General features: G+C 46.8%; 26 protein-coding genes and 1 tRNA gene. 16 read left to right on the top strand and 11 right to left on the bottom strand.

The features are described from left to right. Positions 1-45: 45 nt before the first annotated feature. Positions 46-1,644, top strand: a complete 1,599-nt coding sequence (locus tag RE469_08080) for a fatty acid--CoA ligase (GenBank protein ID WMT44154.1) — start codon at positions 46-48, stop codon at positions 1,642-1,644. Here RE469_08080 and RE469_08085 read toward each other — a convergent pair. After that, on the bottom strand, positions 1,622-2,410 hold the full coding sequence (locus RE469_08085; GenBank protein WMT44155.1) for an SDR family oxidoreductase: 789 nt from the start codon (positions 2,408-2,410) through the stop codon (positions 1,622-1,624). The genes RE469_08080 and RE469_08085 overlap by 23 nt on opposite strands. A gap of 102 nt (positions 2,411-2,512) precedes the next feature. Between RE469_08085 and RE469_08090 the strand changes: the two genes are divergently transcribed. The 5 genes from RE469_08090 to fsa all read left to right on the top strand — a co-directional run bounded on the left by RE469_08090 (position 2,513) and on the right by fsa (position 7,527). Beyond that, positions 2,513-3,733 carry a glycosyltransferase gene (locus RE469_08090; protein ID WMT44156.1) on the top strand — a complete coding sequence of 407 codons (1,221 nt, stop codon included), beginning with the start codon at positions 2,513-2,515 and terminating at the stop codon, positions 3,731-3,733. A gap of 139 nt (positions 3,734-3,872) precedes the next feature. After that, positions 3,873-4,922, top strand: a complete 1,050-nt coding sequence (ftsZ, locus tag RE469_08095; protein WMT44157.1) for a cell division protein FtsZ — start codon at positions 3,873-3,875, stop codon at positions 4,920-4,922. 167 nt (positions 4,923-5,089) lie between these two features. Then, positions 5,090-5,914 (top strand): transketolase, encoded by an 825-nt coding sequence (locus RE469_08100; GenBank protein WMT44158.1) that lies wholly within the window; start codon positions 5,090-5,092, stop codon positions 5,912-5,914. A 1-nt stretch (position 5,915) separates the two neighbouring features. Next, positions 5,916-6,872 (top strand): transketolase family protein, encoded by a 957-nt coding sequence (locus RE469_08105; protein ID WMT44159.1) that lies wholly within the window; start codon positions 5,916-5,918, stop codon positions 6,870-6,872. After that, positions 6,856-7,527: a fructose-6-phosphate aldolase gene (fsa, locus tag RE469_08110; GenBank protein ID WMT44160.1), complete on the top strand. Its 672-nt coding sequence runs from the start codon at positions 6,856-6,858 to the stop codon at positions 7,525-7,527. The genes RE469_08105 and fsa overlap by 17 nt, the downstream gene beginning before the upstream one ends. Positions 7,528-7,535: 8 nt before the next feature. On the opposite strand, the gene RE469_08115 is transcribed toward fsa, so the two are convergent. The 3 genes from RE469_08115 to psmB all read right to left on the bottom strand — a co-directional run bounded on the left by RE469_08115 (position 7,536) and on the right by psmB (position 11,242). After that, the gene (locus tag RE469_08115; protein ID WMT44161.1) at positions 7,536-8,438 is read right to left on the bottom strand and encodes an ornithine cyclodeaminase family protein; all 903 of its coding nucleotides are present in this window, start codon (positions 8,436-8,438) and stop codon (positions 7,536-7,538) included. Positions 8,439-8,641: 203 nt separating this feature from the next. After that, positions 8,642-10,564, bottom strand: coding sequence for a beta-CASP ribonuclease aCPSF1 (locus RE469_08120; GenBank protein ID WMT44162.1), 1,923 nt, complete (start codon positions 10,562-10,564; stop codon positions 8,642-8,644). 45 nt (positions 10,565-10,609) lie between these two features. After that, on the bottom strand, positions 10,610-11,242 hold the full coding sequence (gene psmB / locus RE469_08125; GenBank protein WMT44163.1) for an archaeal proteasome endopeptidase complex subunit beta: 633 nt from the start codon (positions 11,240-11,242) through the stop codon (positions 10,610-10,612). Positions 11,243-11,505: 263 nt separating this feature from the next. Here psmB and RE469_08130 point away from each other — a divergent pair, with 263 nt between their 5' ends. Beyond that, positions 11,506-11,928 carry a CBS domain-containing protein gene (locus RE469_08130; protein WMT44164.1) on the top strand — a complete coding sequence of 141 codons (423 nt, stop codon included), beginning with the start codon at positions 11,506-11,508 and terminating at the stop codon, positions 11,926-11,928. Between the two features lie 108 nt (positions 11,929-12,036). On the opposite strand, the gene RE469_08135 is transcribed toward RE469_08130, so the two are convergent. Next, complete coding sequence (locus RE469_08135; protein ID WMT44165.1) at positions 12,037-12,684, bottom strand: 3'-5' exonuclease; 648 nt, start codon at positions 12,682-12,684, stop codon at positions 12,037-12,039. Between the two features lie 51 nt (positions 12,685-12,735). Between RE469_08135 and RE469_08140 the strand changes: the two genes are divergently transcribed. Next, the gene (locus tag RE469_08140; protein WMT44166.1) at positions 12,736-13,131 is read left to right on the top strand and encodes a hypothetical protein; all 396 of its coding nucleotides are present in this window, start codon (positions 12,736-12,738) and stop codon (positions 13,129-13,131) included. On the opposite strand, the gene RE469_08145 is transcribed toward RE469_08140, so the two are convergent. Then, positions 13,132-14,022 carry a phosphoribosylaminoimidazolesuccinocarboxamide synthase gene (locus RE469_08145; protein ID WMT44167.1) on the bottom strand — a complete coding sequence of 297 codons (891 nt, stop codon included), beginning with the start codon at positions 14,020-14,022 and terminating at the stop codon, positions 13,132-13,134. A 150-nt stretch (positions 14,023-14,172) separates the two neighbouring features. Between RE469_08145 and RE469_08150 the strand changes: the two genes are divergently transcribed. The 6 genes from RE469_08150 to RE469_08175 all read left to right on the top strand — a co-directional run bounded on the left by RE469_08150 (position 14,173) and on the right by RE469_08175 (position 20,305). Continuing rightward, on the top strand, positions 14,173-15,378 hold the full coding sequence (locus tag RE469_08150; protein WMT44168.1) for a hypothetical protein: 1,206 nt from the start codon (positions 14,173-14,175) through the stop codon (positions 15,376-15,378). 103 nt (positions 15,379-15,481) lie between these two features. Continuing rightward, positions 15,482-16,060, top strand: coding sequence for a GTP cyclohydrolase II (ribA, locus tag RE469_08155; GenBank protein WMT44169.1), 579 nt, complete (start codon positions 15,482-15,484; stop codon positions 16,058-16,060). 218 nt (positions 16,061-16,278) lie between these two features. Continuing rightward, entirely contained in the window at positions 16,279-17,364 is a 1,086-nt protein-coding gene (locus RE469_08160) for a glucose 1-dehydrogenase (protein ID WMT44170.1), read from the top strand. Positions 17,365-17,368: 4 nt separating this feature from the next. Continuing rightward, positions 17,369-18,208 (top strand): bifunctional 5,10-methylenetetrahydrofolate dehydrogenase/5,10-methenyltetrahydrofolate cyclohydrolase, encoded by an 840-nt coding sequence (locus RE469_08165; protein ID WMT44171.1) that lies wholly within the window; start codon positions 17,369-17,371, stop codon positions 18,206-18,208. Positions 18,209-18,274: 66 nt separating this feature from the next. After that, positions 18,275-19,006 carry an NAD+ synthase gene (locus tag RE469_08170; GenBank protein WMT44172.1) on the top strand — a complete coding sequence of 244 codons (732 nt, stop codon included), beginning with the start codon at positions 18,275-18,277 and terminating at the stop codon, positions 19,004-19,006. 9 nt (positions 19,007-19,015) lie between these two features. Next, positions 19,016-20,305 (top strand): sodium:proton antiporter, encoded by a 1,290-nt coding sequence (locus RE469_08175; GenBank protein ID WMT44173.1) that lies wholly within the window; start codon positions 19,016-19,018, stop codon positions 20,303-20,305. Here RE469_08175 and RE469_08180 read toward each other — a convergent pair. From RE469_08180 to RE469_08195, 4 genes are read right to left on the bottom strand one after another with little or no spacing between them, the layout of a single operon-like run. Beyond that, positions 20,302-21,723, bottom strand: a complete 1,422-nt coding sequence (locus RE469_08180; protein WMT44174.1) for a type II/IV secretion system ATPase subunit — start codon at positions 21,721-21,723, stop codon at positions 20,302-20,304. The genes RE469_08175 and RE469_08180 overlap by 4 nt on opposite strands. A 1-nt stretch (position 21,724) precedes the next feature. Continuing rightward, a complete protein-coding gene (locus RE469_08185) occupies positions 21,725-22,549 on the bottom strand; it encodes a type II secretion system F family protein (GenBank protein ID WMT44175.1) in 825 nt (274 codons plus the stop codon). Further along, on the bottom strand, positions 22,546-23,457 hold the full coding sequence (locus RE469_08190; GenBank protein WMT44176.1) for a type II secretion system F family protein: 912 nt from the start codon (positions 23,455-23,457) through the stop codon (positions 22,546-22,548). The genes RE469_08185 and RE469_08190 overlap by 4 nt, the downstream gene beginning before the upstream one ends. Next, complete coding sequence (locus tag RE469_08195; GenBank protein WMT45654.1) at positions 23,457-24,941, bottom strand: type II/IV secretion system ATPase subunit; 1,485 nt, start codon at positions 24,939-24,941, stop codon at positions 23,457-23,459. Before RE469_08195 ends, RE469_08190 begins: the two co-directional genes overlap by 1 nt. 131 nt (positions 24,942-25,072) lie before the next feature. On the opposite strand from RE469_08195, the gene RE469_08200 reads away from it, so the two are divergent. Together RE469_08200 and RE469_08205 are read left to right on the top strand one after the other, a co-directional pair. Further along, complete coding sequence (locus tag RE469_08200; GenBank protein WMT44177.1) at positions 25,073-25,960, top strand: aldo/keto reductase; 888 nt, start codon at positions 25,073-25,075, stop codon at positions 25,958-25,960. Positions 25,961-26,057: 97 nt separating this feature from the next. After that, positions 26,058-26,129 (top strand) — tRNA-Ala (locus RE469_08205). A gap of 211 nt (positions 26,130-26,340) precedes the next feature. On the opposite strand, the gene RE469_08210 is transcribed toward RE469_08205, so the two are convergent. Beyond that, positions 26,341-26,499 (bottom strand): hypothetical protein, encoded by a 159-nt coding sequence (locus RE469_08210; GenBank protein ID WMT44178.1) that lies wholly within the window; start codon positions 26,497-26,499, stop codon positions 26,341-26,343. Positions 26,500-26,694 lie beyond the last annotated feature (195 nt).

Genomic DNA, 26,694 nt, shown 5'->3' on the forward strand with positions numbered 1-26,694 from the left:
TGATAAAAAACCTTAAAAATAGCAGAAAGCTACCAATTGGATTGAATGTATCAGGAAAAGTATGAACTTACAATAGGAAAGATATTTGCGGCCGCAGTCAGGAACAACCCTGAACAGATAATTTCCTACAAGGGAGAGGAAAGGGTAACCTACAGGGAATTCATGGAACGGGTTGAGAAGATTGCCCGCGGGCTGGTAAAGCTTGGCCTGAAGAAGGGTGACAGGGTTGCAGTGCTGGACTGGGACACCATCAGGTATCTGGAAGCATATTACGCAGTTCCAATGGCAGGCGGTGTCCTTCATACGGTCAACATAAGGTACCCTCCTGAACTGATTTTCTATACCATGCAGCATGCTGAGGACCGGTTTGTCATAATAAGGGATGAGTTCATACCGCTCATAGAAAAGAGCGTTCAGCTCTTTGACTTTGTAAATAAATGGATAGTTTCATCTGACGGTCCAAAGCCTGCAATGATGCTTCCCGAAGCACTTGTATACCAGGATCTCCTCAGCGGAGTTGAAGGCGTTGCACTGCCTGAGGTCAGCGAGGACGATGTGGCCACAACATTCTACACATCGGGCACAACCGGTCTGCCAAAGGGTGTTCTTTTCACGCACAGGCAGATCGTGCTTCATACAATGGCAATGATCTCAGGGCTCTCTGACGAACCCATAAACCTCAAGAGTACAAGCCCAATAATGCCAATTGTTCCAATGTTTCACGTTCACTCATGGGGCGTTCCATACATGGCAATAATGAAGGGACAGAAGTATGTGCTTGCAGGCAGGTACGACTTTGACAGGATGCCTGAGATAATGGAGAAGGAAGGTGTCAAGGTGAGCCTCATGGTGCCATCCATCCTATACATGCTCATGTCCAGCAAGAACAGCCAGAAACTGAAGAATCTTGATCTGAGAGTGGTTGTTGGGGGAGGGGCCCTCTCGTCCGGGCTTGCACAGATGGCAGATTCATTCGGGATCAAGGTGATTTCAGGATATGGCATGTCTGAAACAGCGCCTGTTCTCACCCTTGCAACTTACAACCAGAAACTCGATTCCATGGACGAAAAAAAGAAGATAGAATACCGCACCAAGACAGGCATACCCATACCGCTTGTGGAAATCAGAGTTGTGGACTCAGATGGGAAAGAAGTAAAGCATGATTCGAAGTCCATAGGCGAGATAATAGTCCGTTCTCCCTGGCTCACGAGGGAGTATGTTAAGGACGAGGATAATACCAGAAAGCTGTGGAAAGATGACTGGATGCATACAGGTGATCTGGCGGTTGTGGACGATCTTGGATATCTCTCCATTGTTGACAGGGAAAAGGATGCGGTCAAGTCAGGAGGGGAATTCATTCCCACTATAATACTTGAAGATGTGATCAGCACCTATCCGGGCATAGCTGAGGCTGCAGTTGTGGCCAAGCCAGACAAGAAATGGGGTGAAAGGCCGGTGGCATTCGTATCGGGGCTGAAAAAAGTGGAACCACAGAAGATTGTAGACCACATGATGAAATATGTGGAATCAGGGAGGATAGCAAAATTCTGGATTCCAGATGAGTTCATTCCGGTTGATTCATTCCAGAAGACAAGCACCGGCAAAATTGATAAAAAGCCCCTCAGGGCGCGTTTTTCGCCGTAAACTCCTTCCTGAGGGCCTCAACTACCTCTTCGATGCCCTTCCTGAGGGGCGTCGGGTCCTTTATGAGGGGATTGGCTGCAACAAGCTCGGACGCCTCCGGAAGCACGTAGTCTTCATGGTGGGTCTTTATTTTTCTTCCGGTCACATCTTCCACAAGCTTCAGGAGACTGTTCACGGAAGTTCCAATGCCACTTCCAATCTCATGATACCCCTCCTGCACTTCACCGTCTATTATCATTTTGATTGCCCTGACAACATCTCTGACATGGATGAAATCCCTTACATTGTTGCCATCACCGTAGATAACCGCCTCTTCGCCCTTCAGTGCAGCCTTTGCGAACAGAAATACAGCACCTTTCCTGCTGGTTGGGCCATAGATGTTAAAGAATTTCATTACATGCCTCTTTGTTCCATACATGGTGTGATAAAGCTCTATCCACTCAACTGTCTGCTTCTTTGAAAGAGAATACGGATTTGTGGCCTCCATGACTGATCCTGATGTGGGGAATATGAATGTTGCCCCATTTTTCCTGCAGTATTCAAGCATCCTGAGTGAGAATACCATGTTGTCATCAAAATACTCAAATGGTTTCTCTTTGGACATCCTGATAAGAGTCCTGGCTCCCATGTGCACTATATAATCATATTTCCTGTCAACAAACTGGTCACCAATATCAATACCGCTGACATCATAACCCTGAGCCTGTAATGTACTGAATACCTGGCTTCCAATGAATCCTCTGTGGCCTGTAACAAGTATCTTCATGGTCATAAATATCAATGTTGCTGTTATTTTTTTGTGTGTTTTCTCCCTAAATGATGCAGGACTGTACCTATAAGGTTTAATATTGCCCATCAATCGATTGTCGTGTTATATAGTCTTATCCTCATTGTAATTTCCGCCCTAACGGGCATTTCTGTCATATATTACGTTCTGAACTCGTACAGTTCATTGAAGTATTCTGGCGTAACACATCCGGAGAATGTGGATCTGAGCAAGGTTACCATCGCAATGCCTGTGTACAACGAGGATGTGGATGTTTTCAGGGAATCAATAGAGTCAGTGGCAATGCAGGGATGTAAGTTTGTTGTGGTTGGGGACTCAAGTGATGAACCTTACCGTTCAATTGTGGAAAAGGCTGGAGGGAAATTCATCCTTCAGGAAATTAGGGTAGGCCAGAAAAAAGCAATTTCCAGGGCATTTGATTTTGTTCATACAGAATTTGTCCTTCTTGTGGACAGCGACACTATTCTTCCACCCAATGCGGTGGCCAGCATGCAGAGCTATTTCGACAGCACAGTTGGCGGTGTTGGCGCCAACATAGGCATAAAGAAGACCGGATCAGCAGTGGCATATGCATCTGAATTCATAGAAAGATCAAGGGAGGTGGTGTTCAGAGCCATGTCTGCACACGGTAATGTGATGAATCTGGATGGTGCGTGTGTGATGTTAAGAACTGAACTTGTCAGGCCTTTCATTAAATCCGATGAGTTCCTGGAATTCAAGTTATTTGGCAGACCAAGCGTACTTGGAGAAGACTGGCTCATCACCGGATATATAATCAATAAAGGATATCGGGCTGTCAAGGATTACAGCACGAGAGTGGAAAGCTATCCGCAGAAAGATGCCAGAAAGTTCCTTAAGCAGAATGTAAGATGGGCAAGATCAGGATGGATACGTTTTGGTCGCGAACTCATGGATGGAACCGCCACAAGGGCCGGGAAATTCTACACATTCGAACTCATATACACTTATCTGCTTCCAGTAATTGTTCTGGGATTTGGGATTTTCAGGTTCTTTGCCTTTTTCCAGGCCAATCCGGGTGCACTCCATTTCATGAATATAGTTGACGACATACTGCTCATAAGGCCGTCAGATGTCGGATATCTCATCTACACCAAGCTCACAATAACTTTTGCTAACATTTCAGGTTCAATGATATTTCTGGGTGCAGTAATAACCCGCATGAAAGGGGAAAAGCTCAAAACAATTGCATTCGGCGCACTGGGGCTCCTGGTGCTGTTTGTAACAAACATTTACGGCATATTTACTTTCTGGAAGAGCGGAAATCACTGGCTCACCAGATAACCCTACTACCCGAATGGTTCGGCTGAAAAGAGCAAGTATATCCCCGATATTCTTTATTTCCAATCAGGGGGGCTTTGCAAATCTTAATAGGATTAATAGTATTTATTTGGCATAAATGATGCCTTCAGGTGGTTATGGTTTGGAAGACAACGATGAGGATTTTACAACATCAGACGCTGAACTTCAGGAGTACCTTGAAAAACTGAGGGTAAAAATCAAGATATTTGGAGCCGGAGGCGGCGGTTCCAATACCATTAACAGGCTGATGAGGGAAGGTATTAAAGGTGCCACTCTCATAGCATGCAACACAGATGCGCCACATCTGCTGAAGACCAGGGCAAATCACAAGATACTCATGGGGAAGAACCTGACCAGGGGCCTGGGTTCCGGTGCAGATCCCCGCATAGGTGAACAGGCGGCAAGGGAATCTGACCAGGACATAATGAAATATGTCACCGGAACGGACATCGCATTTATTACTGCAGGCCTGGGTGGAGGAACAGGCACAGGATCTGCCCATTACATAGCAGGGAGGGCGAAGGACAGTGGCGCTCTCACAATATCGGTGGTCACTCTCCCATTCACGTCAGAGGGGAAAATCAGGATGGAGAACGCAATGTGGGGACTCAGGAAGCTCCTCAAATCTTCGGATACTGTAATAATCATACCCAACGATAAGCTGAAGGAACTTGTTCCTGATCTTCCACTTGAAAAGGCATTCAGGGTTGCTGATGAAATAATAGTGAGAGCCATAACAGGAATATCAGATCTTGTGACGAAACCCGGCCTCATAAACCTGGATTTCAACGATCTCAAGACGGTCATGAAGGATTCTGGCCTTGCCATGATTGGGATGGGTATGTCAGAAGGCGAACCAGGGCCCAGGGTTGATGAGGCAGTTCAGAAGGCAATGAATTCGCCATTTCTCCAGTTTGATCTTTCCAGCGCAAGTGGCGTGATCATAAACGTGACCGGAGGCCGGGACATGCAACTTGAGGAGGCCAGCAATGCTGCAGAATTCATCAGGAAGAAGGTGAGCCGGAGCACCAGAATCATCTGGGGCGCCACCGTTGATCAGGCTTATGACAACAGAGTGGAAGTCTTAATAGTGGCAACTGGAGTCAGCGCCGCTGAGATCCAGGGCACTGAAAAGAAGGACTCCGGAAGCGACATCGACATGGTGTCATGAGTCAGCAGAAACGCTGCAAGCTTGTACTGCCCGTGGAAATCCGGATTAGCATCCTTGTTGCAGCATGGGTTAAAGAACATTTTTAATATTGGTGAAAATACGGCATGGTTACTTGCCGGCAGATGGCAGTATGACACTACCGAAGCCGGGATTGCGGTGAAAAATTCATGGAACAATATAATGTGATGGATCTGAAAATCATTGCCAGAAACATTAGACGAAAAATCATAGAGATGGTTTACGAGGCAAAGAGCGGGCATCCTGGAGGATCTCTAAGTATTGCTGATATTCTTGCCGTACTCTATTTCAAGGAGATGAACATTGATCCGCTTGAGCCGGATGACCCCGACAGGGACAGGCTCATCATGAGCAAGGGGCACGCATCGCCCGGCCTCTATGCAACTCTGGCTCTTAGGGGTTACTTTCCTGAATCTCTTCTGGGCGGCTTCAGGAAGCTGAATTCTAAGCTCGAAGGACATGTCCACAGGGGCGTACCAGGAGTGGAGGCCTCTACAGGCTCCCTTGGGCAGGGACTGGGAATCGGCGTGGGGATCGCACTTGCCGCAAAACTTGATCACAGGGATTACCGTACGTATGTCATTCTCGGGGATGGCGAGATAGAGGAGGGCAGCGTGTGGGAATCATTAATGGCTGGATCAAAATACCGTCTCAACAATCTTATTGCCATCCTGGATCGGAATGGCGTCCAGCTTGATGGTTATACCAGTGATATAATGCCGCTTGGCGATATCGGCAGGATGGTGGAAAGCTTCGGGTGGGAAGTGCTGGAGATAGACGGCCATGATTTCAACCAGATCATATCTGCGGTTGAAAAGGCTAAGAAAGCTACAGACAGGCCCGTATTAATTCTTGCGCATACAGTAAAGGGCAAGGGCGTAAGCTACATGGAAAACAACCCGAAATATCATGGCTCCCCTCCTGCAAACGATGAGGAATACAGGCAGGCGCTGGAAGAGATTGGAGGCGAGTGAAATGAAAGCTGAAAGCCTTCGGGAAACTTATGGCGAAGAGCTCCGGAATCTGGGTCGCACACACGGCAACATTGTTGTTCTGGATGCTGATCTTTCCAGTTCAACAAAAACTGCTGTATTCGGCAAGGAGTTTCCTGACAGGTTCTTCAACATGGGCATAGCCGAGCAGTCCATGGTGGAAACTGCCGCTGGTCTGGCACTTTCAGGGAAAAAAGTTTTTGCATCCACATTTGCGGTTTTCCTGACAAGAACCTATGAACAGTTGAGACAGTCTGTTTGCTACAACAATCTTGACGTTAATTTTGTTGTGACCCATGCTGGAATAACGGTGGGTGAAGATGGGGCAACACATCAGATAGTGGAGGACCTGGGCATAATGAGTGGCCTTCCGAACATGAAGGTGGCTGTTCCGGTAGATTCCGTGGAAACAAGGAGCGTCATTGACTATCTTGCAAATCAGGGAAGGGGACCTTACTATGTCCGGTTGACAAGGGAGAAGTTTCCGGTACTGAATGATCCGTCCTATGAGTTCAGGCCTGGAAAGTCAACTGTCCTGAAGGATGGGGACGACATCACCATTATGGGAATAGGCGTAATGGTCTCATTTGCCCTTCAGGCAGCCGATGCGCTGAAATCCAAGGGCATAGATGCAAGGGTTGTAAACATGTCCTCTATCAAGCCGATGGACAGGAAAGCAGTGATTGACGCAGCACGGGACACCGGCAAGATTGTCACTGTAGAAGAACACTCCATCTACAATGGCCTTGGAAGCAGGGTTGCCGAGATTGCCTCGGAAGAGTATCCTGTACCGGTGTGGAGGATGGGAATGAAGGACACATTCGGAAAGTCCGGAAAATCATGGGAACTCTTCGATTATTTTCATATGGGAGTTAATGATATGGTAAAGTTTGCTGAAGCTTGCTTCAGGGAGGAACCTAGATATGAAAATATTTCTTGATACTTCAAATGTTGAAGAGATTAAACAGGGTGTAGATCTTGGGCTGGTTGATGGCGTAACAACAAATCCCAGTCTCGCTGCAAGGGAGGCGGGCAAGGGAAAGAGCTTCCAGGATATAATCAAGGAAATACTCAATATAACTCCTGGCCCGGTGAGCGTGGAGGTTGTTGCAACAGATTATGACAACATGATGAAACAGGCACTGAAGATCTCCCAGCTGGGTGCAAATGCCGTCATAAAGATTCCCATGACCCTTGACGGCCTGAAGGCCATAAAGAGCCTCAAGGAAAAGAGGATACCGGTGAACTGCACGCTGATATTCAATCCAATCCAGGCTCTGCTGGCCGCAAAGAGCGGTGCAGAATATGTGTCACCTTTCGTGGGAAGGCTTGACGACATAGGTGAGGATGGAATGCAGATCATTGATGAAATCAAGACCATATTTGTGAACTACGGCATTTCCACCAAGATCCTTGTGGCCTCAGTCAGAAACCCCATACATTTCCTCAGATCGGCAATCATTGGGGCTGATGTAATAACTCTCCCATTCGACGTCCTGAAGAAGCTGCCATCCCATCCTAAGACAGACGAGGGGCTGGCAAGATTTCTGGACGACTGGAAGAAAGTCTCCCCTGATGGAAGTTTCCCGCTCTAGGATCCCCATCATAACTTCACTTTTCTGTCCAGTATTGCCTTTGCCAGCATAACTTCAGTGCCAGATAGCCCAACAGAAAGGAACATTGTTACGTCTTCTGGGGAAATGCGGCCAGGGCGTTTCCCGCATATTATTTCACTGAGATCCGTAATCTTTTTCCCAGCCATTATGTGCGGCGGATCGTAATCCTCAAGCTGTGCAGGAGAGTCTGTGGCAAGTACTGTACAGAGTTCTGCCACAGCAGGATCTATTTCACTGTTTCCTACAGACTTCCGTCCAACTGCAACTAAGTGGGTGCCTTTTCTGATTTTCTCAGGAGAGAATAGGGGAGAACCGCTCCTTGTGGCTGTGATTATTACATCAGATATTGCTGCAACTTCTTCTGCGCTTTCCATTTCATATACTGGCACATGGGCGTAACTTCTTAATTTATCTGCGAAGGTATGCAGGTGATTTTGATTTCTTGAATGAGAATATATAGCTGAGAAGTTTCTGACATTGAGGGCAGCCATAACCTGATGAAAAGCCTGCACACCTGATCCAATTATTCCAAGGGATTCTGCATTGCTGTTGGACATGTATTTAATTGATAGCGCTCCAATAGAGGCTGTTCTGTAAGCGCCAAGAAGAGATCCTTCAACAACTCCATCGAGATGTCCAGAAGCAGAATCGTATACAGCAGTCATCTGCTGGTCATGGGGAAATGTTGTGTAGACCCTGAAGCCTGCAACATGCTGCATAATGCTGCCTCCAACGGTGAATACAATCTGTCCATCGGTCAATCCAGCGTGCAGTCTGGGCGGGCTTTCCAGTGTTCCGTGACAACGCTCAATGAAGCACTGCTCCATGACGGAAATGCTTCTCCCTATTCCAAATTCCGCTACGTCATTGTCATCTGCCATTGAAATCATTGTTGTCCAAAACCCCAGCAAATTATTAAAGCCATCAGTTTATAAAATTTAAAAAAGATAAATTCTCAGGCAAATTAGAATACAAAGGGACGAAAATAAAAGAAAAGCAATGCCGGACATCCAGGCATACCGGTCAGGATAATGGTGATCTGCCATGGCACGTAATCTGAGCCAGTTCTATAATTGCCGGAAAAGATGAGGGTTCAATACAGCCTCAATGTCTCAAGATTCTTCAGAGAGACTGCCTCGATCCCGAACCTGGAGCGTATGAGCCGCGCAAATTCAACTGCGTTTTCGCCATCCCCATGGTTGACAAGTATCCTGTGGGGCTTAGGCTGCATTGTGGCTATATACGCAAGTAGCTGTCTCTTGTCAGAATGTCCTGAAAATCCTTCAGCATTCTCGACTGCCATCTTGATCTCATATTTCGCCTGTCTGCCGTTCTCCGACAGGGTTACATCCGGAGATCCGCGCTGGATGCGGCGTCCCAGTGTTCCATCCGCCTGGTAACCCACAAACACAAGGGAATTCTTTGGCGAAGGGGCCCAGCTTTTGAAGTACTCCATCACAGGGCCGCCGTTCATCATTCCTGACGTTGCAAGTACGATCTGGTTCTCAGTTGAATCGCATATATCTTCACGCTGCTTCTTTGATTCAACTCTCCTGAATATGGGGCTGAGGAACGGGTTCTCTCTCTTGACCATTATGGCTTCCCTGAGATTCTTGTTCAGATACTCAGGATAAGCTGCATGAATGGCTGTTGCCTCCATTATCATGCCATCAAGGTAAACAGGCACATCGCGCAGTTTCCCTGTTCTGACGGCCTCTTCCAGAACAAGCATGACCTCCTGGCTTCTTCCCACTGCAAAAACAGGTATGAGAACTGATCCGGATCTTTCGAAAGTTCTGTTGATTATATCAACAAGATTGTTTGAGGCCTCCGCACGCGGGTGGTGATAGTCATTCCTTCCGGCGTATGTTGATTCAGTCATGAACGTCTCTGCCCGTGGGAATTTGTTGTTTGCAGGGTTGAAGAGCCATGTCTTCTCGAATTTCACATCACCGCTGAGCACCACGTTGTAGAGGCCCTCTCCAATGTGGAGATGAACGGATGCCGATCCAAGAATGTGCCCGGCGTTGTAGAATGTCAGCCTAACATCCCTTGTTATGTCCGTTGTTTCATTGTACCTGAGGACTATTGATCTTTTGAGGGCTTCTCTGATATGCTTTGATTCGTATGGCCCCTTATGGCCCTCAGCATGAGCAACCTTTATGTAATCATTCTGGAGCAGTGCTGCAAGGTCCCTGGTGGGTGGTGTCATGTAAACCGGTCCTTCATAGCCGTATTTATACAGAATAGGCAGGAGTCCGGAATGGTCAAGGTGAGCATGGGTCAGCACAACAGCATCTATTGCACTGAATGGCTGCATTTCTGGAATATACAGGTATGGTGCGCTGGCCCATGGGGAATCCTCATCTCCGCTGACGTTCATCATGCCGCAGTCAACAAGGATGCGTGAGTTGTTGGTCGAAACAAGGGTGGCACTGCGCCCAACTTCCCTGTGCCCGCCCACTGCCGTTATGCGAATCCAGGTTTCTCCGGGCATGGGCGGGATGTTCAGTTTTTCCCCGAGATTGTGCAGGAAAACCTTGCGTTCCTGCTTGACTTCCCTCATGAACTCCCTCATTTCCTTGACCGTTCTGGAATGCATGGGTGGGGCCCTGACGAACCTGGGAGACCATTTGGTTTTCTCCTTTATGGTGGATACATATTCGGCATCCCTGGCAGTTATAATGGATGGTTCTTCCACTTCTATTACTGCCTCTCCGGTGTCGGATTCAAAATAGACGTCCCTGAATCCGGCCTCATCAGGAATTATCTCATGTATGATCAGTGTTGCCTCCTCCTCAGGCAGTAAAATACTTGGGTCCGGCCTTATGGCAATCCTCCTTCTGAGTTCCTGTGCGATCTGCTTTGCCAGATCATCCCTGTGTGAGAACAGATCAAGGTTCTTGGTGTAGACTACAATGGTTGGTCCCTCATAGTCCACCTCCGTGATCTGGTTGTCGGGATAGAGCTTGTCGAATATACTTCTTGCTTCCGATAGATAATCTCTAAAAGACATTTCTGGGTACGCCCCAATTTAACTTGATAAATGTTTAATGGAAATTTAAAGCAGTAACTTGAATTTTTTTATTCTGTCTGCCACTTCTTCTTCAGGAATCTGACGGAAACCGTTCTTGTCAATAACGGCCACATCTATCATTCCGCCTGAAGCTGAATCTCTCTGCTTTGCCGCCGATATTGCACGTATGACAAGCTCCACGCCTTCATCCACAGACATATCCTTCCTGAAGCCGTTTTCCAGGACTCCATAGACCATGGGGGATCCTGATCCTGTGCTGGCATAGATGTCTTCAACTGATCCACCAGCTGCGTCAACAGAGAATATGTGTGGCGCCCTGTCATAACCTCCAATGAGTATCTGCACCATATAAGGGTAGAATTTACTCTGGTTAAGTATGTTAGACAGGAGGGTGGCTGCTGCCTCGATGGGCATGTTCACACGTCTCTGAAGCCTGTATATCTCAAGCTCGGCAGACATGTATCTTACAAGTACCTGGGCGTCTCCCACAAGCCCTGCAATTGTCATTGCTGCATGAGTATCAATCTGGTGAAGCTTCTTTCCATTCTTGTGCATGATGAAGTGATCCATGGTCACTCTCCTTTCAGTGGCCATGACAACCGCATCCTTCACTGTAATTGCAACAGTGGTTGTTCCGGTATGTAACGTCTGTTCCATGAATTCACGTCCTAAAAACCTGTAATTGCTGTAGTTTAATGTCATATTAAATATTTTCCTGCATGAGACAGCAACTAGCCGGCAGCCTTCAGGACATGCTGAAACCAATAGAAAACATCTTCAGTAACATGTCCTAATGAAATACGGAGAATCAGCGATTGTTCAACATTTGCAATAACAGGTTTTTTCCAATGTCTTTTTGAAATTTAAGCCTTCGGAAAGCAGGTGGGCTTTGCTTAAATATACTCATGTTATACTCAAGCATGGTTCTTTACGCCAGAGACATAATGAAGGAATACACGTCCATGATGAAAGAAGAAACAACAGCCAGTCAGGCGGCAAAGATAATGAGCAATGATCATGTGGGATTCGCAATTATCGAACGTGATGGCAAACCCATTGGAATGGTCACGGAATGGGACTTCGTGAACAAAATAGTCTCAAAGGATCTGAATCCCAAGGAGGTTCTGCTGAAGGATATCATGAATACGCCACTCATGTCTGTTGATCCAAAGACGCCTACGGATCAGGTCACAGTGCTCATGAGCAAGAAAGGTGTCAGGAGGCTACCCGTTATTGAAAACGGCAAGCTCATTGGCGTCATAACGAGCCGTGATGTGCTCAGGATTTTCAAGGACTACATGGATAACCTCTCTGACGTCATTGCCAGATTCGGAAGCTTCTGATCACAATAATTTCTTTTTTTTGACATTTATGAGCGAGAAATCCCATACCCTTCAGGGTTGAGACGATATCACCTATCTGGGCGCTGTAGTGCAGGTTTTTCATTCCAGTCAGTCAACCCGGAAAATATAATTGAAAATCGAAAGGACGTCACGGGTGTCGCCCCTGCAGTATTCAAGAAATTCAGAAGACTTTGATTTCCACATTTCGTGTATGGCTTCCCCTATGTTCATGTCTTTCCTGACCACCAGGTGTTTTTTCCTGTCAAGAGGAAGATCAGCAAACGCCTCATGGCTTACCACCTCGGACAGTTTTCTGAAGCGGTAATCACCATCGTATTTTCCAAGGAATTCCGCAATTACCTGCATCATGTCCAGTGTGTATGAAACGGACAGGAAATGCTTGAGGTTCCAGAGTTGCTTTCCATATGGAAGCTTTGCCATCTTCATCCTGAGCAGCGGAATATCATAGCCTGTCTGGTTGTATCCTATTATCACTGATGGAGAGAAGTCCCTTATGAAAGTATCCAGTTTTGACAGTATCTCAAATTCAGAATCAGCGCTGTCATCTTCTGCCACATAGAGCTGGGTTTTCATGTCACCATCCATATAGGACAGGGAGACAGCTATGATTTTCTCATAGGTGAGGAACTGCTCCTTCTTCAGTATGAGTGTTTCGAGATCAATTGATAAAACGCAGTTCTTTCCGTCTGATTTGATTATTGCAGGTATTATGGTTTCATAGGGGGATCTCGTCATAAATGGAATATTGCAATAAGCGTTTAATAATATTCCAGACTTACGGAACATATGAAATTTGCACAGAGAGACTATTTAGGAAAAAGGGTCAACCTTGACCAGTTACAGGATCTGATTGAAAATTTCTTTAGAGAAGAAGGCTTCAGGACACAGTCATCAAAGCATCCACAGGGCTACATAGTCCAGGCGAAAAAGGGCGGAATTTTCAGGACCATTTTGGCAGCCAACAGGGCATACACAATAATGATTGACGGTACTCCATCAAACTTCAAGATCAGGATTGGGGTTGCAGACTGGCTGAAGGACCTCAAAAATGAAGTTACAGAACCATTCTTTACAAATCCAATGATGGCCTATCTGGAGGTTCCGGAAGCATTATGGTCCTATGAACTGGAACACCAGATGTGGCATTACATAGAGACGCAGGTTGATCTTGGGATCCAGTGATTACCAGGTCTGACCTGTAATCCGCTGGAACATGTCCACATAAAGCTGCGAGGTTTTCTGGATCATTTCCGGTGGCAGCGGAGGGATTTCCGGCTCCTTTTCACCCTTCTTTCTGGCGTCGTAAAGCTGTTTATGATAACCTATGCTTCTGTAGTACTGTCTCACGGATTCCTTGCTCAATTCAATGACCTCTCCGGAATTGTACTTTTCGAGGTCCCAGAATCTGTCCTCATCTGCAGTTCCAAAGGTGTCGATTATGACCGGCTGCCTTCCAGGGCCGAAGGCAAACTCCTTCTTTCCGTCGGCGTGTATGAGACCCCTGCTGAGAACCTGTTTGTTGAGGCGCCTGTCTATCTTAAGGATGGTCTCCCTGATGTTGTTGATCTCTGTTCCGGTCATGCCTCCAATTTCTATGGCCTCACCCCTTGTCAGGACGCGATCAAATTTCTCATATTTTGTGGTAACCTCAAAGAATGGGTCATCCAGCTCCTCGCCGTATTTTGGCATGTGGTTAAGGCCCACATCGTCAGGTTTCAGCGTGCCCTCATTAAGGCGATCGAACAGGGAACCGGCCACATAATAGCGCATTATGAATTCAAGAGGAATGACATACTCAATTTCGTACGGGCTTCCTTTACCTTCGGGAACAAAGAATTTCTTGACTCTCATCTCGTTCGGTGCCGGAGTATCAATGAAGTGCGTCTCAACTCTTGCAGATTCCTTTGCCATCTTGAACCAGTAAGCAGAGGTCCTGCACAGTGATTCTCCCTTATGGGGAATCAGGCTTGGAATCATCTTGTCAAAAACGGATATCTTATCCGTGAATCTGAAGAGCAGGGTTTCTCCCTCATCATACACTTCCTTGACCTTACCGGTCCGTATCAACTGCATGAGTGTCGTTAGCTTACAATAATATTAATGCTTTTTTCATTATTTATTGGGCAGGCACGTTGCAAATTCCAGGAGCATTCCCGAGATGAAATATTATGCTTCTGCCAACAGTCTGCTAAATATACGCGCTGTAAATCATGGTAAGAAACAATGAGAAGCAGGATGACAGTTTTCCTTGACCATGTCAGGCACGACGCTGCATTCAGGGAAAAAATGAATCAGAGGATATCCATTGTTATGGATCTCATCAGGGAAGGGAGAGACAGGACATCCATTGGAAGGATACTGAAGATACCGCAGGGCGATCTTGAAATCATCTTTGAGATTGCAAAGGCAAGGATCAAGGTTTCTCACAAATTTTCGCTCTATGAAAAGGTGTGGCTGGACCAGTACCTGTCAAGTTTCTCAACTCCGGAGGTGGTCTGCAATTACAGGGCAGGCAGAATATCCGGCATGAACCTCATGGACATAGGGTCGGGCAGCGGCATACAGACTGCCATAATGTCGCGGTCCAACCTGTCCACAGTGGGCATTGAGTCTGACGCTGACCGCTATATGATGTCCCTGCTGAATGGTGATGTCTACAGTGGCAGAAATTTAAGATTCATTCATGGAGACGGTATCAGGGCACTTGAAGCTGGTAAAATCACTGATGATACTGTGGTTTTCAGCGATCCGGCCAGACCATCAGGTGCGTCAGAGCGCAGGCTGGGCGATCTCACTCCACCTCCAGATGCCGTCATTTCAGCGGTTAGAGGGAGGACAGCAAATTTTATTTTTGATCTTCCTCCACAGATGAAATGGAACAACATTACAATACCGGGTGAAAAGGAATACATTTCTGTGGAAGGATCTCTGAACCGCCTGACCCTGTATACGGGGGAGATTTCAAACTCCCAGGTTTCTGCCGTGGTTCTTCCCCGGGGTATAAGGATCAGCGGAACTCCCGAGGACAATCCCCCAGTGTCCGGGTCATGCGAGGATGATTATCTGTACTCATTTGATCCTGCCGTCATAAGAGCAAAACTGGTGCGAAAGGTTATTGCAGAGACCGGAATAAGCCCGGTGGCATCCGATAAGAGGAGATATCTGGCATGCGCTTCAAGAATAATTGACAGGTTTCCGGGAGAGATATACGAGGTTCTCTTCACTTCAAACTCTCAGGACATAGGGTCAGATTTACGTGCAGTGGATGCAGGCAGGGTTTTTCTGAGATATGGCGTACAGGATGGAAGTTATTATGAGGCAAGAGACTCATTATCGGCCGGGCTTAGTGGCGGCAGGGACATATATCTCTTCAGGATCGGAGAAAAAACCGTTGGAGCCGTAAAAATAGCTGTAAGAGATGTTTCTTAAGACCGGGAATACCTTGGGGAACCCTGAGGCTGAGGCAGACAAAATATTCTCAAAATTTTTATCAATATTTTTATAAGTTATGGGGCTCTTAAGAGTGAATTCGATGATAGAACTAAATGCAAAGGCTAAACTGCCAACCATGGCAGGTATGTTTGACATCTACACATTCAGCTCAGATGACAGGAAGGATCACGCGGTCCTGGTGAGAGGTGACGTGATGAACCGCCAGGACATACCGGTGAGAATACATTCGGAATGCCTCACTGGCGATGTTCTGGGTTCCAAAAGGTGTGACTGCAGGGATCAGCTTATCCGTTCCCTTGTCTACCTTGGAAGAGTTGAGGCTGGCATGCTCATATATCTCAGACAGGAAGGGCGCGGCATCGGTCTCCTGAACAAAATCAAGGCCTATAGCCTTCAGGATGAGGGTTATGACACTGTGGAGGCTAATCTTATGCTTGGGCTCCCGGTGGACAAGAGAGATTACTCTTTTGCAGTGGACGTACTGAAATATTTCCATATCAACACAATAAAACTCATGACCAACAATCCTGCCAAGATGGATTTCCTGACACACAACGGAATAACAATATCTGAGAGGATCCCCATAAAGAGCGAGCCGACGCCCTATGATGAATTCTATCTTACCACCAAGAAGGTCAGGATGGGTCACCAGCTCTGAAATCCAGATTCTGGCACTTCTTGCAGTAAGGATCCGTCTCTATTATGGGGGTTTGTCCTCTACAGGTAAAACTTTTGATTCACAATCTTTTAAGCAAGAAAGCTCCTCCGTTCTTCAGAGAGGAGAGGATGTCAGCAGGTGGAATCAACTGCTTCATGAACATCATCACTGGAATGGCTCCCGGTCTTGTTTAAATACATTTCAGGGATAACTTTATCATGATAATCAGATCCATCGTTACCGACGCTCCGCAGGGCGGAGTGCAGATAGAATCCCGGGATGTGGATTACAGCGACTTTCCAGTAATTCTCAAGCCCATATTGACAGGGATATGTGGCACAGACAGGGGCATTGTGAACGGGGCACTGCCATTCGCATATAACCCGCATGGCGAAAACAGGCTCATACTTGGTCATGAAAGCCTGAGCATGGTGATATCCGCAGAACCAAATCAGTACAATATAAAGGCCGGCGACATCGTTGTACCAATGGTAAGAAGGCCAGGGAAATGTCTGAACTGCCTTGTTGGAAGATCCGACAACTGCTCTGATGGCCAGAAACATGAGGCTGGCGTCACGGGGCTTCACGGTTTCATGCGCGATGAGTTCGGGGATTTTCCGGAATATCTCGTCAGGGTTCCAGGCAACAGGAAGGATGATCTTGCAGTCCTGACTGAACCGGTAAAGAACGTTGAGAAGGTTTTCGAAGTACTTGACATCATATCCCGCAGATCCATATTCACAGATTCATCAGGAGCATACGATGGAAAGAGGGCAGTTGTAATAGGGACAGGCAGTGAGGGTTTCCTCTTCGCGCTTAAGTCAATGGACTATGGTTTCAGCACAGGCATAACAAACAGGCATTCGCTTGACAATACAAAAGCAAAGCTTGTTGAAGACACAGGAATGAGTTTCTACGATTACGCCCGAACAGGTATCAGGGAGGAGAATGGCATTGATCTGCTAATTGACACAAGTGGTGATCCCGGAACAGTTTTTCGTTTTCTGAGAAAGATGAACAACAATGGCATCGTGGTGCTGTTTGGCACCAATGGGAAAGCAGGACCAGCACCGGTGGATGGAGAAATTCTTGGAAGCATCGTTGAAAAGAACCTCAATATCGTAGGTTCAGTGGACGGGGCGAGGATTCACTATGAGAGGGCTCTTCAGGACATATACCAGTGGAAGGCACACTATGGCAAAGCCATGGAAACCATGATAACTGCAAGAGTCAGCCCCGATGACACGGGAATATTCTTGAAGAAACCGGCTGACGAGATCAAGACTGTAATTTCATGGGAGTGATAATGTGGCTGCAATTGTATACGAGGGCAGAACCATCTCAGACAGCATAGCCGAAAGGATCAGGAATGAGATAGGAAATCAGGGCAATCCTCCTAAACTGTCGGTGATACGAATTGGAAAAGATGCTGCATCTGCTTCATATTTCAGGGCAAAGATAAGGAAGGGGCATGATCTGGGAATAGAGGTTGATGCGCACTCTCTTCCTCCGGAGACATCGGCAAAGGAAGCTGCAGATCTCATGGATTCCCTTGCGGCTGATCCTGAGGTGGATGGAATCATACTTGAAAATGAGGTTCCGGAACATCTCAGTTACGTGGAACTGGCCAACAGGATACCCTTCTGGAAGGATGTTGACGGAGCCACATATGCAAGCCTTGGCAGGCTTATGTCCGGAGCACCGTGCCTGGCACCGGCAACTCCACTTGCTGTGATGGAATTCATGAGGGCCATGCAGGTTCCGCAGGGTTCATCCGTAGCCATAATAAACAGGACAATAACCGTGGGAAAACCGCTTTCAATGCTCATGCTATCATCAAATTACACTCCATTCATCCTGCACAGCCGATCCCTGAAAATCCATGAAATCACACGATCGTGCAACGTTATAGTTGTGGCTGCAGGACATCCCGGATTTCTGACTCCAGAATACGTCACGGAAAGCACATCAGTCATAGACGTTGGAATAAACTCCAAGGGCGGGCAGATCTCCGGAGATGCGGATTTCGAAAAGCTTTCGCCAATTGTAAGAGCCATAACGCCCGTTCCAGGAGGTGTGGGTGCGGTTACTTCCACCATGGTATTCTCCAATCTCATGGCTGCCAGAAAATTGAAACCCGGGAAATGAAGGCGAACTCTTCGATTTCGCCAGACACTGTAAATATTTATTTATGCACCGCTGATAAAGATCAGAATGTACAGTTTTAAGCCTCAGGAACAGTCAGCGTTAATCACTGGTTTTCTCCGGGATCAGCTTTCAGGCCATAAGGCTATCATTGGCGTGAGCGGGGGCGTGGACAGTGCGCTTGTGCTCGCACTCCTTTCAAGAGCCATACCTGCAGAGAGGATTGTGGCAGTTCATCTCCCGGAAACAGGAAAGCAGAGTGCTGATTACAATGATGTCATGGAGCTATCAAGGGCAACAGGTGTCCCTGTGGAGATGAAACCAATATCCGGAATTGCAGAATCATTCTTTAAAAGTCTGAGTGTCACAGACACCAGGGCTGCAGGGAATATCAAGTCCCGGATTCGCATGGTCATACTCTATTACCTTGCAAACATCAATGACGGCCTGGTCATAGGAACAACAAACAGGACCGAGTACATAACGGGGTACTACACAAAATACGGAGACGGTGCCTGTGATGTCGAACCAATCATGCACCTGCTGAAATTCCAGGTCAGGGAGATGGCAAAATTCCTGTGTGTACCAGAAAGCATAATAATGAAAAAACCAAGTGCTGGACTATGGGAGAACCAGACTGACGAGGATGAGATGGGAATGAGTTATGACGAAATGGATGAAGCCATAATTCGCCTATTTGACAGGAAGGAACCTCCGTCCGGAGAAAATGACAGGAAGATAATGGATATGTACGGCAGGAGCCAGCACAAGAGGAGGATGCCAGCATCGTTGCTGAGCTGAGAGGCACCAATGATATCGGCGTTCGAGGCACAGTATTATCAGATAAGTCTTATCCTTATACTTGCAGCCTTCGCCATACCAATATCAAGGAAAGCAGCAATTGCTGATATACCAATACTCATAATTCTTGGGATAATATTCGGGCCTGTTCTTGAGATCATAAACCACACCTTTGCCTCAAACTTCCTCACCCAGTTCGGGGAGATAGGAATTGGTCTTCTCGGCATAATGATCATCCTGTATTACGAAAGCCATCACATGAATTTCAGGGTCATACGGAGGCACTTTTTCAAGATAGCATCGCTGGATACCATTGGGGTCATCATCACCGCTCTGGTGGCCGGGTCAATCTTCTCCCTTATCTTCAGGGCACCGTTTTCAATAGGTTTCCTGTTCGGAGCAATAATATCTCCTACAGATCCTGCAACGCTGATTCCACTGTTCAAGAGAATAAACATCAAGGACGATGTCTCCGGGACTCTTGTCGGCGAGAGCCTTTTCAATGATCCCATCGGTATAATCCTGGTTTCTGTCGCAATACTTCTCATTGCTCCAAACTCAACCTACATATCTTCCTTCTCCGGCATAGTGACAAGACTTGGCTTTGCCTTTGGTTCCGTGGTATATTTCATCATACAGATCGCAATACCGTCGCTTATAGGCATATTCGTAGGTTTCACAGTCATCATCCTGAATCGGTTCCTGAATTTTGAAAACCTCATAGTTGGACTCCTGCTGGGCATAGTGATCCTGGAATTCACAATAATGGAGGCTGTGGGAATCACGCCCTTCCCTGCAATTATCGCAACCGGAGCAATAGTGGGCAACTTTTCTGACAAGAGCATATTCTGGAGCAGGGAAGAGAGTTTCCAGGAAAACCTGTCATTCCTGGCACAGGCAGTGATATTCCTGAGCCTCGGGAGCATGCTCACACGGCTGGAGATAGAACAGTATGCCCTGATCGGAATTGCCATGTCACTTCTGGTTATATTTGTGGCACGGCCCCTCGCTGTGTTCGGGTCCCTCTCATTCTTTCCAAAGAAGCGCAGCCGATCCGCTGTGGACAGAAGAACCATGGGTTTCTACTCCCTTGTGGGCCCAAGGGGAGTGGTATCAGTGGTAATGTCAACTGTCCCCTATACAATTGGGGTTACAACAGGCAACCCACTCCTCCTTCACTATGGTACAATAATAGCGGTGGTTGTGTCGTTTGTGGTGCTCTTCTCCATAATAATACAGACAGTTTATATTCCCATTGTGGCAAAAAAGCTTCTCAAGCCACCTCAGAATGGCTCCTAAAGCCCGAGTATCTTCAGTGCCCTTGTCGGATCCCTGGAATACAGGGAGAAGAACTCGAAAACCTGATGGAATCCTGAAATGCCCATCTCCGACATCTTCTGCAGAACAGCCTTTCTAAGCATCATATTCTGCATAAGAGACTTCTCTTCAGTGCCTTCCCTGGCGGAAATACGCCTGAACACGTAGCTGTAACCCGAGTATGTGTATCTGCCCTTCTCGAACCTGAATATTGAGTTGGTCACTATATCGCCGCTTCCGGAATCTATCCCGACAATCTCTGCGACCTCCCCCACGTATCTCTTGAGCCTGCCATTTTCAATTCCGGTCTTCAGAACTATGATGGTATCCAGTGACGCGGTGAGGTTTCGTGGAATGCTTATTGGTTTTGATTCCAGCCTGTGGATGAATGTGGAAACATCATCAGCATGGAATGTTCCCATTCCGAAGCGCCCTGCAGACATTGCCTGGAAAACCGTGAAGGTTTCATGTCCCCTCACCTCACCCAGAATTATATAATTGGGCCTGTGCCTGAGAGATGATTCAAGCAGGTCGAACATGCTTATCTCACTGGATTTCCCGCTCTGGTTTTCATCTGTTCCGGGAGTAACACGGGTCACGGCAGCTATCCAGTTCTGATGCGCAAGGTTGATCTCCCTGGTATCCTCAATGGTCACTATCTTTCTGTCCGGAGGTATGAAGGAGAGAACCGCGTTGAGGAAAGTGGTTTTGCCGCTTGCTGTGCCTCCCACTATCATTATGTTTGCACCACTTTCGATGATTGTCCACAGGTATGCCATTACGGCGTTGTCAGCAGTGCCGGTATCCATGAGATCAACAGGGCTCATGGGTGTTTCCCTGAATCTCCTTATGGAAAATGTTGGGCCCCTGGATGTGATATACCTTCCAATGGAAGCCTGAAGTCTTGATCCGTCGGGCAGTGTAGCCTCCATTATTGGCGAAGATGCGGAAATCTGCTTGCCCCCGAACTGGGAGAGTCTTCTCACATAGGAGTTCAGCTCCTCCTCGTTGCTGAACACTATGCTGGTGGGGATGTAACCGTACTCCCTGATGAAAACATATACCGGAATGCCAGGACCATCGCATGAAATATCCTCAATTCTCGGGTCATGCATCAGCGGTTCAACTATCTGTAAACCTATGGCATATCTGCTCACATAGTAAAGCAGTGCGCGCAGGGGCCGGTTTCCATGGTTATGTGCCTCAATATACTGTTCAACAGTCTCTGTACCGGGATTGTCCAGGTACGCTGATCGGATCCTGTCGACCTCCTTCATTATATCATCACTGGGAGTTCTTTCAATGATCCTGTAGCTCACCTTTCCATCATTATCTCTGGCTATACGGACCTCAGCAACTCCCCCTTCAATGTCGTATTTTTCCAGCACTTCATGATCCATTTCAGATCACTCCGGCTACTGCAAGCACAAGTGATGAAATGAGCAGCATTGATCCCATTTCAAGAAATCCGGATGACGGGTTCCTGTTCTTCACCATTCCGATGATTGCTCCGATGCCGGCGGCTTCCACATAAATGCCTATATCAAATATTCTTTCCAGAACCGTTGCCCCGGTAGAATGAAAAGCAAATGCTCCGGTGCTGCTGAGCTTTATGGCATGGAAAAACTGAAGATCAATGATAAGAATGACTATGAAGAACACAGCGAAGGAGACCATGAGGATCAGGTTATAGTTCCTCATCTCAGCAACGCGCTCCTCCCTCAGAAGCTGAAGCTGGGATGTGAAATTTGAAATGAGGCTTATGACGTCCGCAGTGTTGCTTCCGGATTCGCCGGCCTTACGCAGTATCACACCAATCCTCTGCAGGTCCATGATTCCTATTGACTGGCCGAAGTTCTCCATGGCTTCTTCCACAGGTTCTCCTCCTTTCACCTTTCTTGCCAGATCCTTAATCTCGGGACTGAGGGATCCATAATCGTTTGCTGAAACCCTGACAACTGCGTCCGAAAGGGGAACCCCGTACATGGTGTAGTCAGACAGGTCCCTGAGGAATTCAGGCAGGTTCTTCCTGGCGCTATCTATCTGCGAGAGCCTCATTTTCCTCAGAACTCCTGCAGGGATGAGCACAATCGATGCTGCAAATGGTATGGAGAAGATCAGGATGCTGTCATTTCTTCCCATGCGTAGGGAGATCACAGTGACCAATGCAGCTATCAGGAACGCAACTGATATTGACACCACTGATATGGCAGTTTCTCTTCTCATAGTTCTATCTCACCCTCCGTGCTTCCAAAGAAGTATGCGAATATGCCCAGCAGTGCCGGTATGATCACTGCCACGGTGAATATGAGAATCACTATGTAACCGGCAGGAGGAACTGGAGAAAGAAAAGCCACGACACCCACTATAATCATGAGTATGAGGGGAAATGCAACCCCTACAGTTACAAAACTCTCCGCAAGTATCCCCATGGAATCGGAATTCTGCCTTATTCTTGACCTTAACTCCTCCTGGAACTGCTGCGCCTTTGACGTGAAGTAGGACTTGAGATCACCACCGGAATTGACGCTTGTGATTATTCCCTGAAGAAAATCTGCAAACCTCTGGCTCGGTGAATTCTTGGCAGCTTCCCTTATGGAACTCATTATATCCTGCCCGAAGACCGACGTCCTGAGCCAGATGCTTCTTGCCTCCCTGCTGACCTCGCCGTACTGTCTGCTCTCGCCCAGATCTCTGAATATTATGTCAACAGGTATGTCTGCTGATGCCATCGTGGCAAAATAGCCGATGGTAACTGTCAGGATGGAATCTATCTTTCTTCTTCTTACTCTTAACACATTTACGGGCAGTTCAAGGAAGAGCGCAACAAATACAACAATGGCCAGAAAGCTCACCGAGGCAATAATTATACTGAGATCCGGAAATAGATGAAGAAAAATCGCGTCCATTGCCACCAGAATCACTCCAAATATTATTGAATAAAGAGTGGCCTCAGAATAAAATTCAACTCCACTCATTCCCATTTTGGCTCTTCTCAGGTTTCTTTCCATGGATTCCTGGTTAATGTGGTTGGAAAGGAACTTCCCGAAAAACCTGACGGCATAGCGCCTCATGGCTGGAACACGGAATTCGCTGTCATTCTTATTCCCTGCACGCAGTGCGCCTGGAAACATCAGCTGCCTCCCATATATGATCTTTGTATTGTTTCAGCAAGATCGGAATGTTTCATTTTAGAATCTGCTGACTCCTTGAGGATACTTGCTCTGGTCTGCAATATTCTCGAGACTTCTTCTACTGGAATGGATCTCTGTTCAGCAATTTTTTTCAAAAGCATGCTGTTTCCAGAGAACCAGAAAGTATCACCTGCCGGATCGTGGGTGAATACACGGTTGTAGGTTATGTCCCCAGTCCTTGAATCAATTCCTGCAATTTCGTCTATCTCGGTTATCCTCCTTACTTTCTTCTCACCTTTCCTTACAAAATTGATGAATATCACTATGTTGAGGTATGAAATCATGAGTTTCGGCACGTTCATGGGTTCATTCTCCAGCCTGTTCATCAGTGATTCCATTGAATCTGCATGAACAGTGGAATACGTGGTGTGCCCAGTAGCCATGGCCTGGAAAAGTGCGTACATTTCCCTTCCTCGGACCTCACCAACAACTATGTAAGTTGGCCTCTGCCGCATAGCTACCTTGACAAGGTCAAACAGGCCGAAGGATGATACCCCCGTGAGGCTTTCTCGCTCAATCTCCCTGGTTTCGGCGGCGACCCAGTTCTGGTGTGACAGGTTGAGTTCCCTGGTGTCCTCGATGCTGAAAATCTTTGTATTTACAGGTGCGAACATGAGAATAGAATTCAGTGCGGAAGTCTTGCCTGATCCCGGCGCCCCCACAATAAGTGCAGAATTCAGGTTCTCCACCATCATCCAGAGATATGCCATCATTTCAGGGCTAGCAGTTCCCAGGTGTATGAGTTCAGCGGGAGTGAACGGGCTTTCCCTGAACAGGCGTATGGTAAAGGCCGGCCCTCTTCCCGAAATTTCGCCGGAATATATGGCCTCAACCCTGTGACCGTCACGGGTTATTCCATCCAGAAGGGGCGAATTGATGGAGATTGACTTTCCACACATCTGGGAAAGCCTGACTATAAAGGAGGAAAGCTGCACTGAATCCCTGAAGGTGATATTTGTTGATATGGAGCCAAAAACACTATGGAATATGAATACAGGAATTCCGGGGCCGTCACAGGATATATCCTCTATTTTTCCATCCCTGACAAGGGGATCTATGATCCCGTAGCCGTTGAAATCCCTGTTCAGGTAATACATGTACCTCTCCCTTAATTCTCCCTTTATCCACGGCATTCTCTCGTGGATGAATGATTCAATGAGGGCGCTCATATTCAGCGAAAGATCCTGAGAAGCTCCGGCCATGTCTGGTATGAATGTCCAGATCATCTCCTCAAGCCGCCAAACCTCGCTCATCTCTTTTCCCGTGAGCTTCGGTTCTTCTACGTTGCAGAGAATCTCGGAGTTCTCCGGTGATCTGAAAATGTTGATCCTTGCTCTGCCTCCCTGCAGATCGTACGAATCGAGCACTTCGCCCGGCCCATCCCATTTTGCCGCTTCCTCTGGGGAATCTCTCTTAGAATCCATTACCAAGCTAGAGAACTAAGTGTTTCGTCTGTATAAAAATTATCAGTGTTGTGTGTTTCGCCATTGTTTCACTGGTAACATGGCAACCGTGCGGATTATAACGTTAATATGCGCAAATGCATGATCACCAGATGGAAAGAATAAGATTTGCAAAGACAGATGCCCAGATCAGCCCAATGGGAGTCGGTACATACTATGACTTCAGATGGATAGCACCAGCCAAGATTCTGCGAATAAAAGCCGGCAGACAGAGACGTGTTGAGGCAATAAAGTCTGCAATCGCATCGGGAATAAATCTCATTGATTCTGCAGAACTATATCAGAGTGAACCACTTGTGGCGGAGGCCATAAAGGGGATGCCACGTGAAGAGATATTTCTTGCTACAAAGGTGATGCCGCTTCATTTTTCATACGACTCGTTAATTAAATCATGCGAGAGAAGCCTGAGAAATCTTGGAACGGATTACATTGATCTTTATCAGATGCATTTTCCGTCTTCAAACAAGAACAGGATAAAGGAAGGACTCAGGGCAATGGAGCACCTTGTGGATCAGGGGAAGATAAGGTACATCGGGATTAGCAACTTCACTCTTGCACAGACTGAAGAAGTCGTATCATGGCTTAAAAAATACCCTCTGAGTTCCACCCAGATGAATTTCAGTCTGGCACACAGGAACATAGAGAAGGATATTCTTCCATACTGCAGGGAGAACGGTATTGCAATACTGGCATATTTCCCTCTTGGGCATGGAAAACTGACTGGCACTTCTGCAATAAATCAGGATATAATGAGGGCAATTGAAAATCAGCATGGGAATAAGACAGCAACCCAGATAGTATTGAACTGGTTCATGAGCAAATATGATTTTGTATTTCCGATTCCGCGTGCATCTAATCCAGATCATGTTAAGGAAAACGCAGGTGCCATGAGCTGGAAAATGACTCCAGAAGAGATAGAGATGCTAGAAAATTCCATTGAGAGGGTCCGGGGGCCGTACAACCCTGTGGACCATTCGTAAATGATCACTCAATCTCCTGCATTTCATGGAAACCTTTAGGATAATATTTATAGGCATTTTCTCAATCAGGGCTGGTCTGTCTTTTCAACAGACATCCGGGCCGGTAGATCAGAGGTAGATCGCTTCCTTGGCATGGAAGAGGCCAGGGGTTCAAATCCCCTCCGGTCCACATTTACAGAAATTCAGTATGTTTGCACACCATAACCATTTTTCTTACTTTATTTATTCATATAAAATCATGATTGTGAGATACAATATTCAGTGAACATTAGTTAAACGGTGAGTTGTTCAATACTTATGGAAAAGTCCACCGATCTAGATACAGTGCAGTCCCCTTCTTTTTCATGAAATCTCAAGACATGTTTCCATTAATATGGGACTTACACAAAATTCAGTATACTATCCTTCTCAAGCTGGGATGCAAGAATGGCCACAACAACTTTACTGGCATCCTGAGGTGTCATCTCATAAAGCACGACGAGGAAGAAGAAAAAACTCTCAAAGTCTATAAATACGGCAGTCAGTTTCCTGTCTTTCATAAGCAGAACACAAAAATATATTCGAATTTCCATAACAGAGTTTTTCCCGGATTTATATCTGTCACCACTGCTTCTAGCTAAGTTTTATTCTAGGGTCTTTTCACCTGCCTGGTCACCTGTATTTCAGAGAACAAATCTTTGATTTGCAATTGTCCGGAAATGATTGAGAAACACTCTTAAAATACCTATCGGTTA

This window comes from Cuniculiplasma divulgatum (genome assembly GCA_031200235.1).
Classification (GTDB): domain Archaea; phylum Thermoplasmatota; class Thermoplasmata; order Thermoplasmatales; family Thermoplasmataceae; genus UBA509.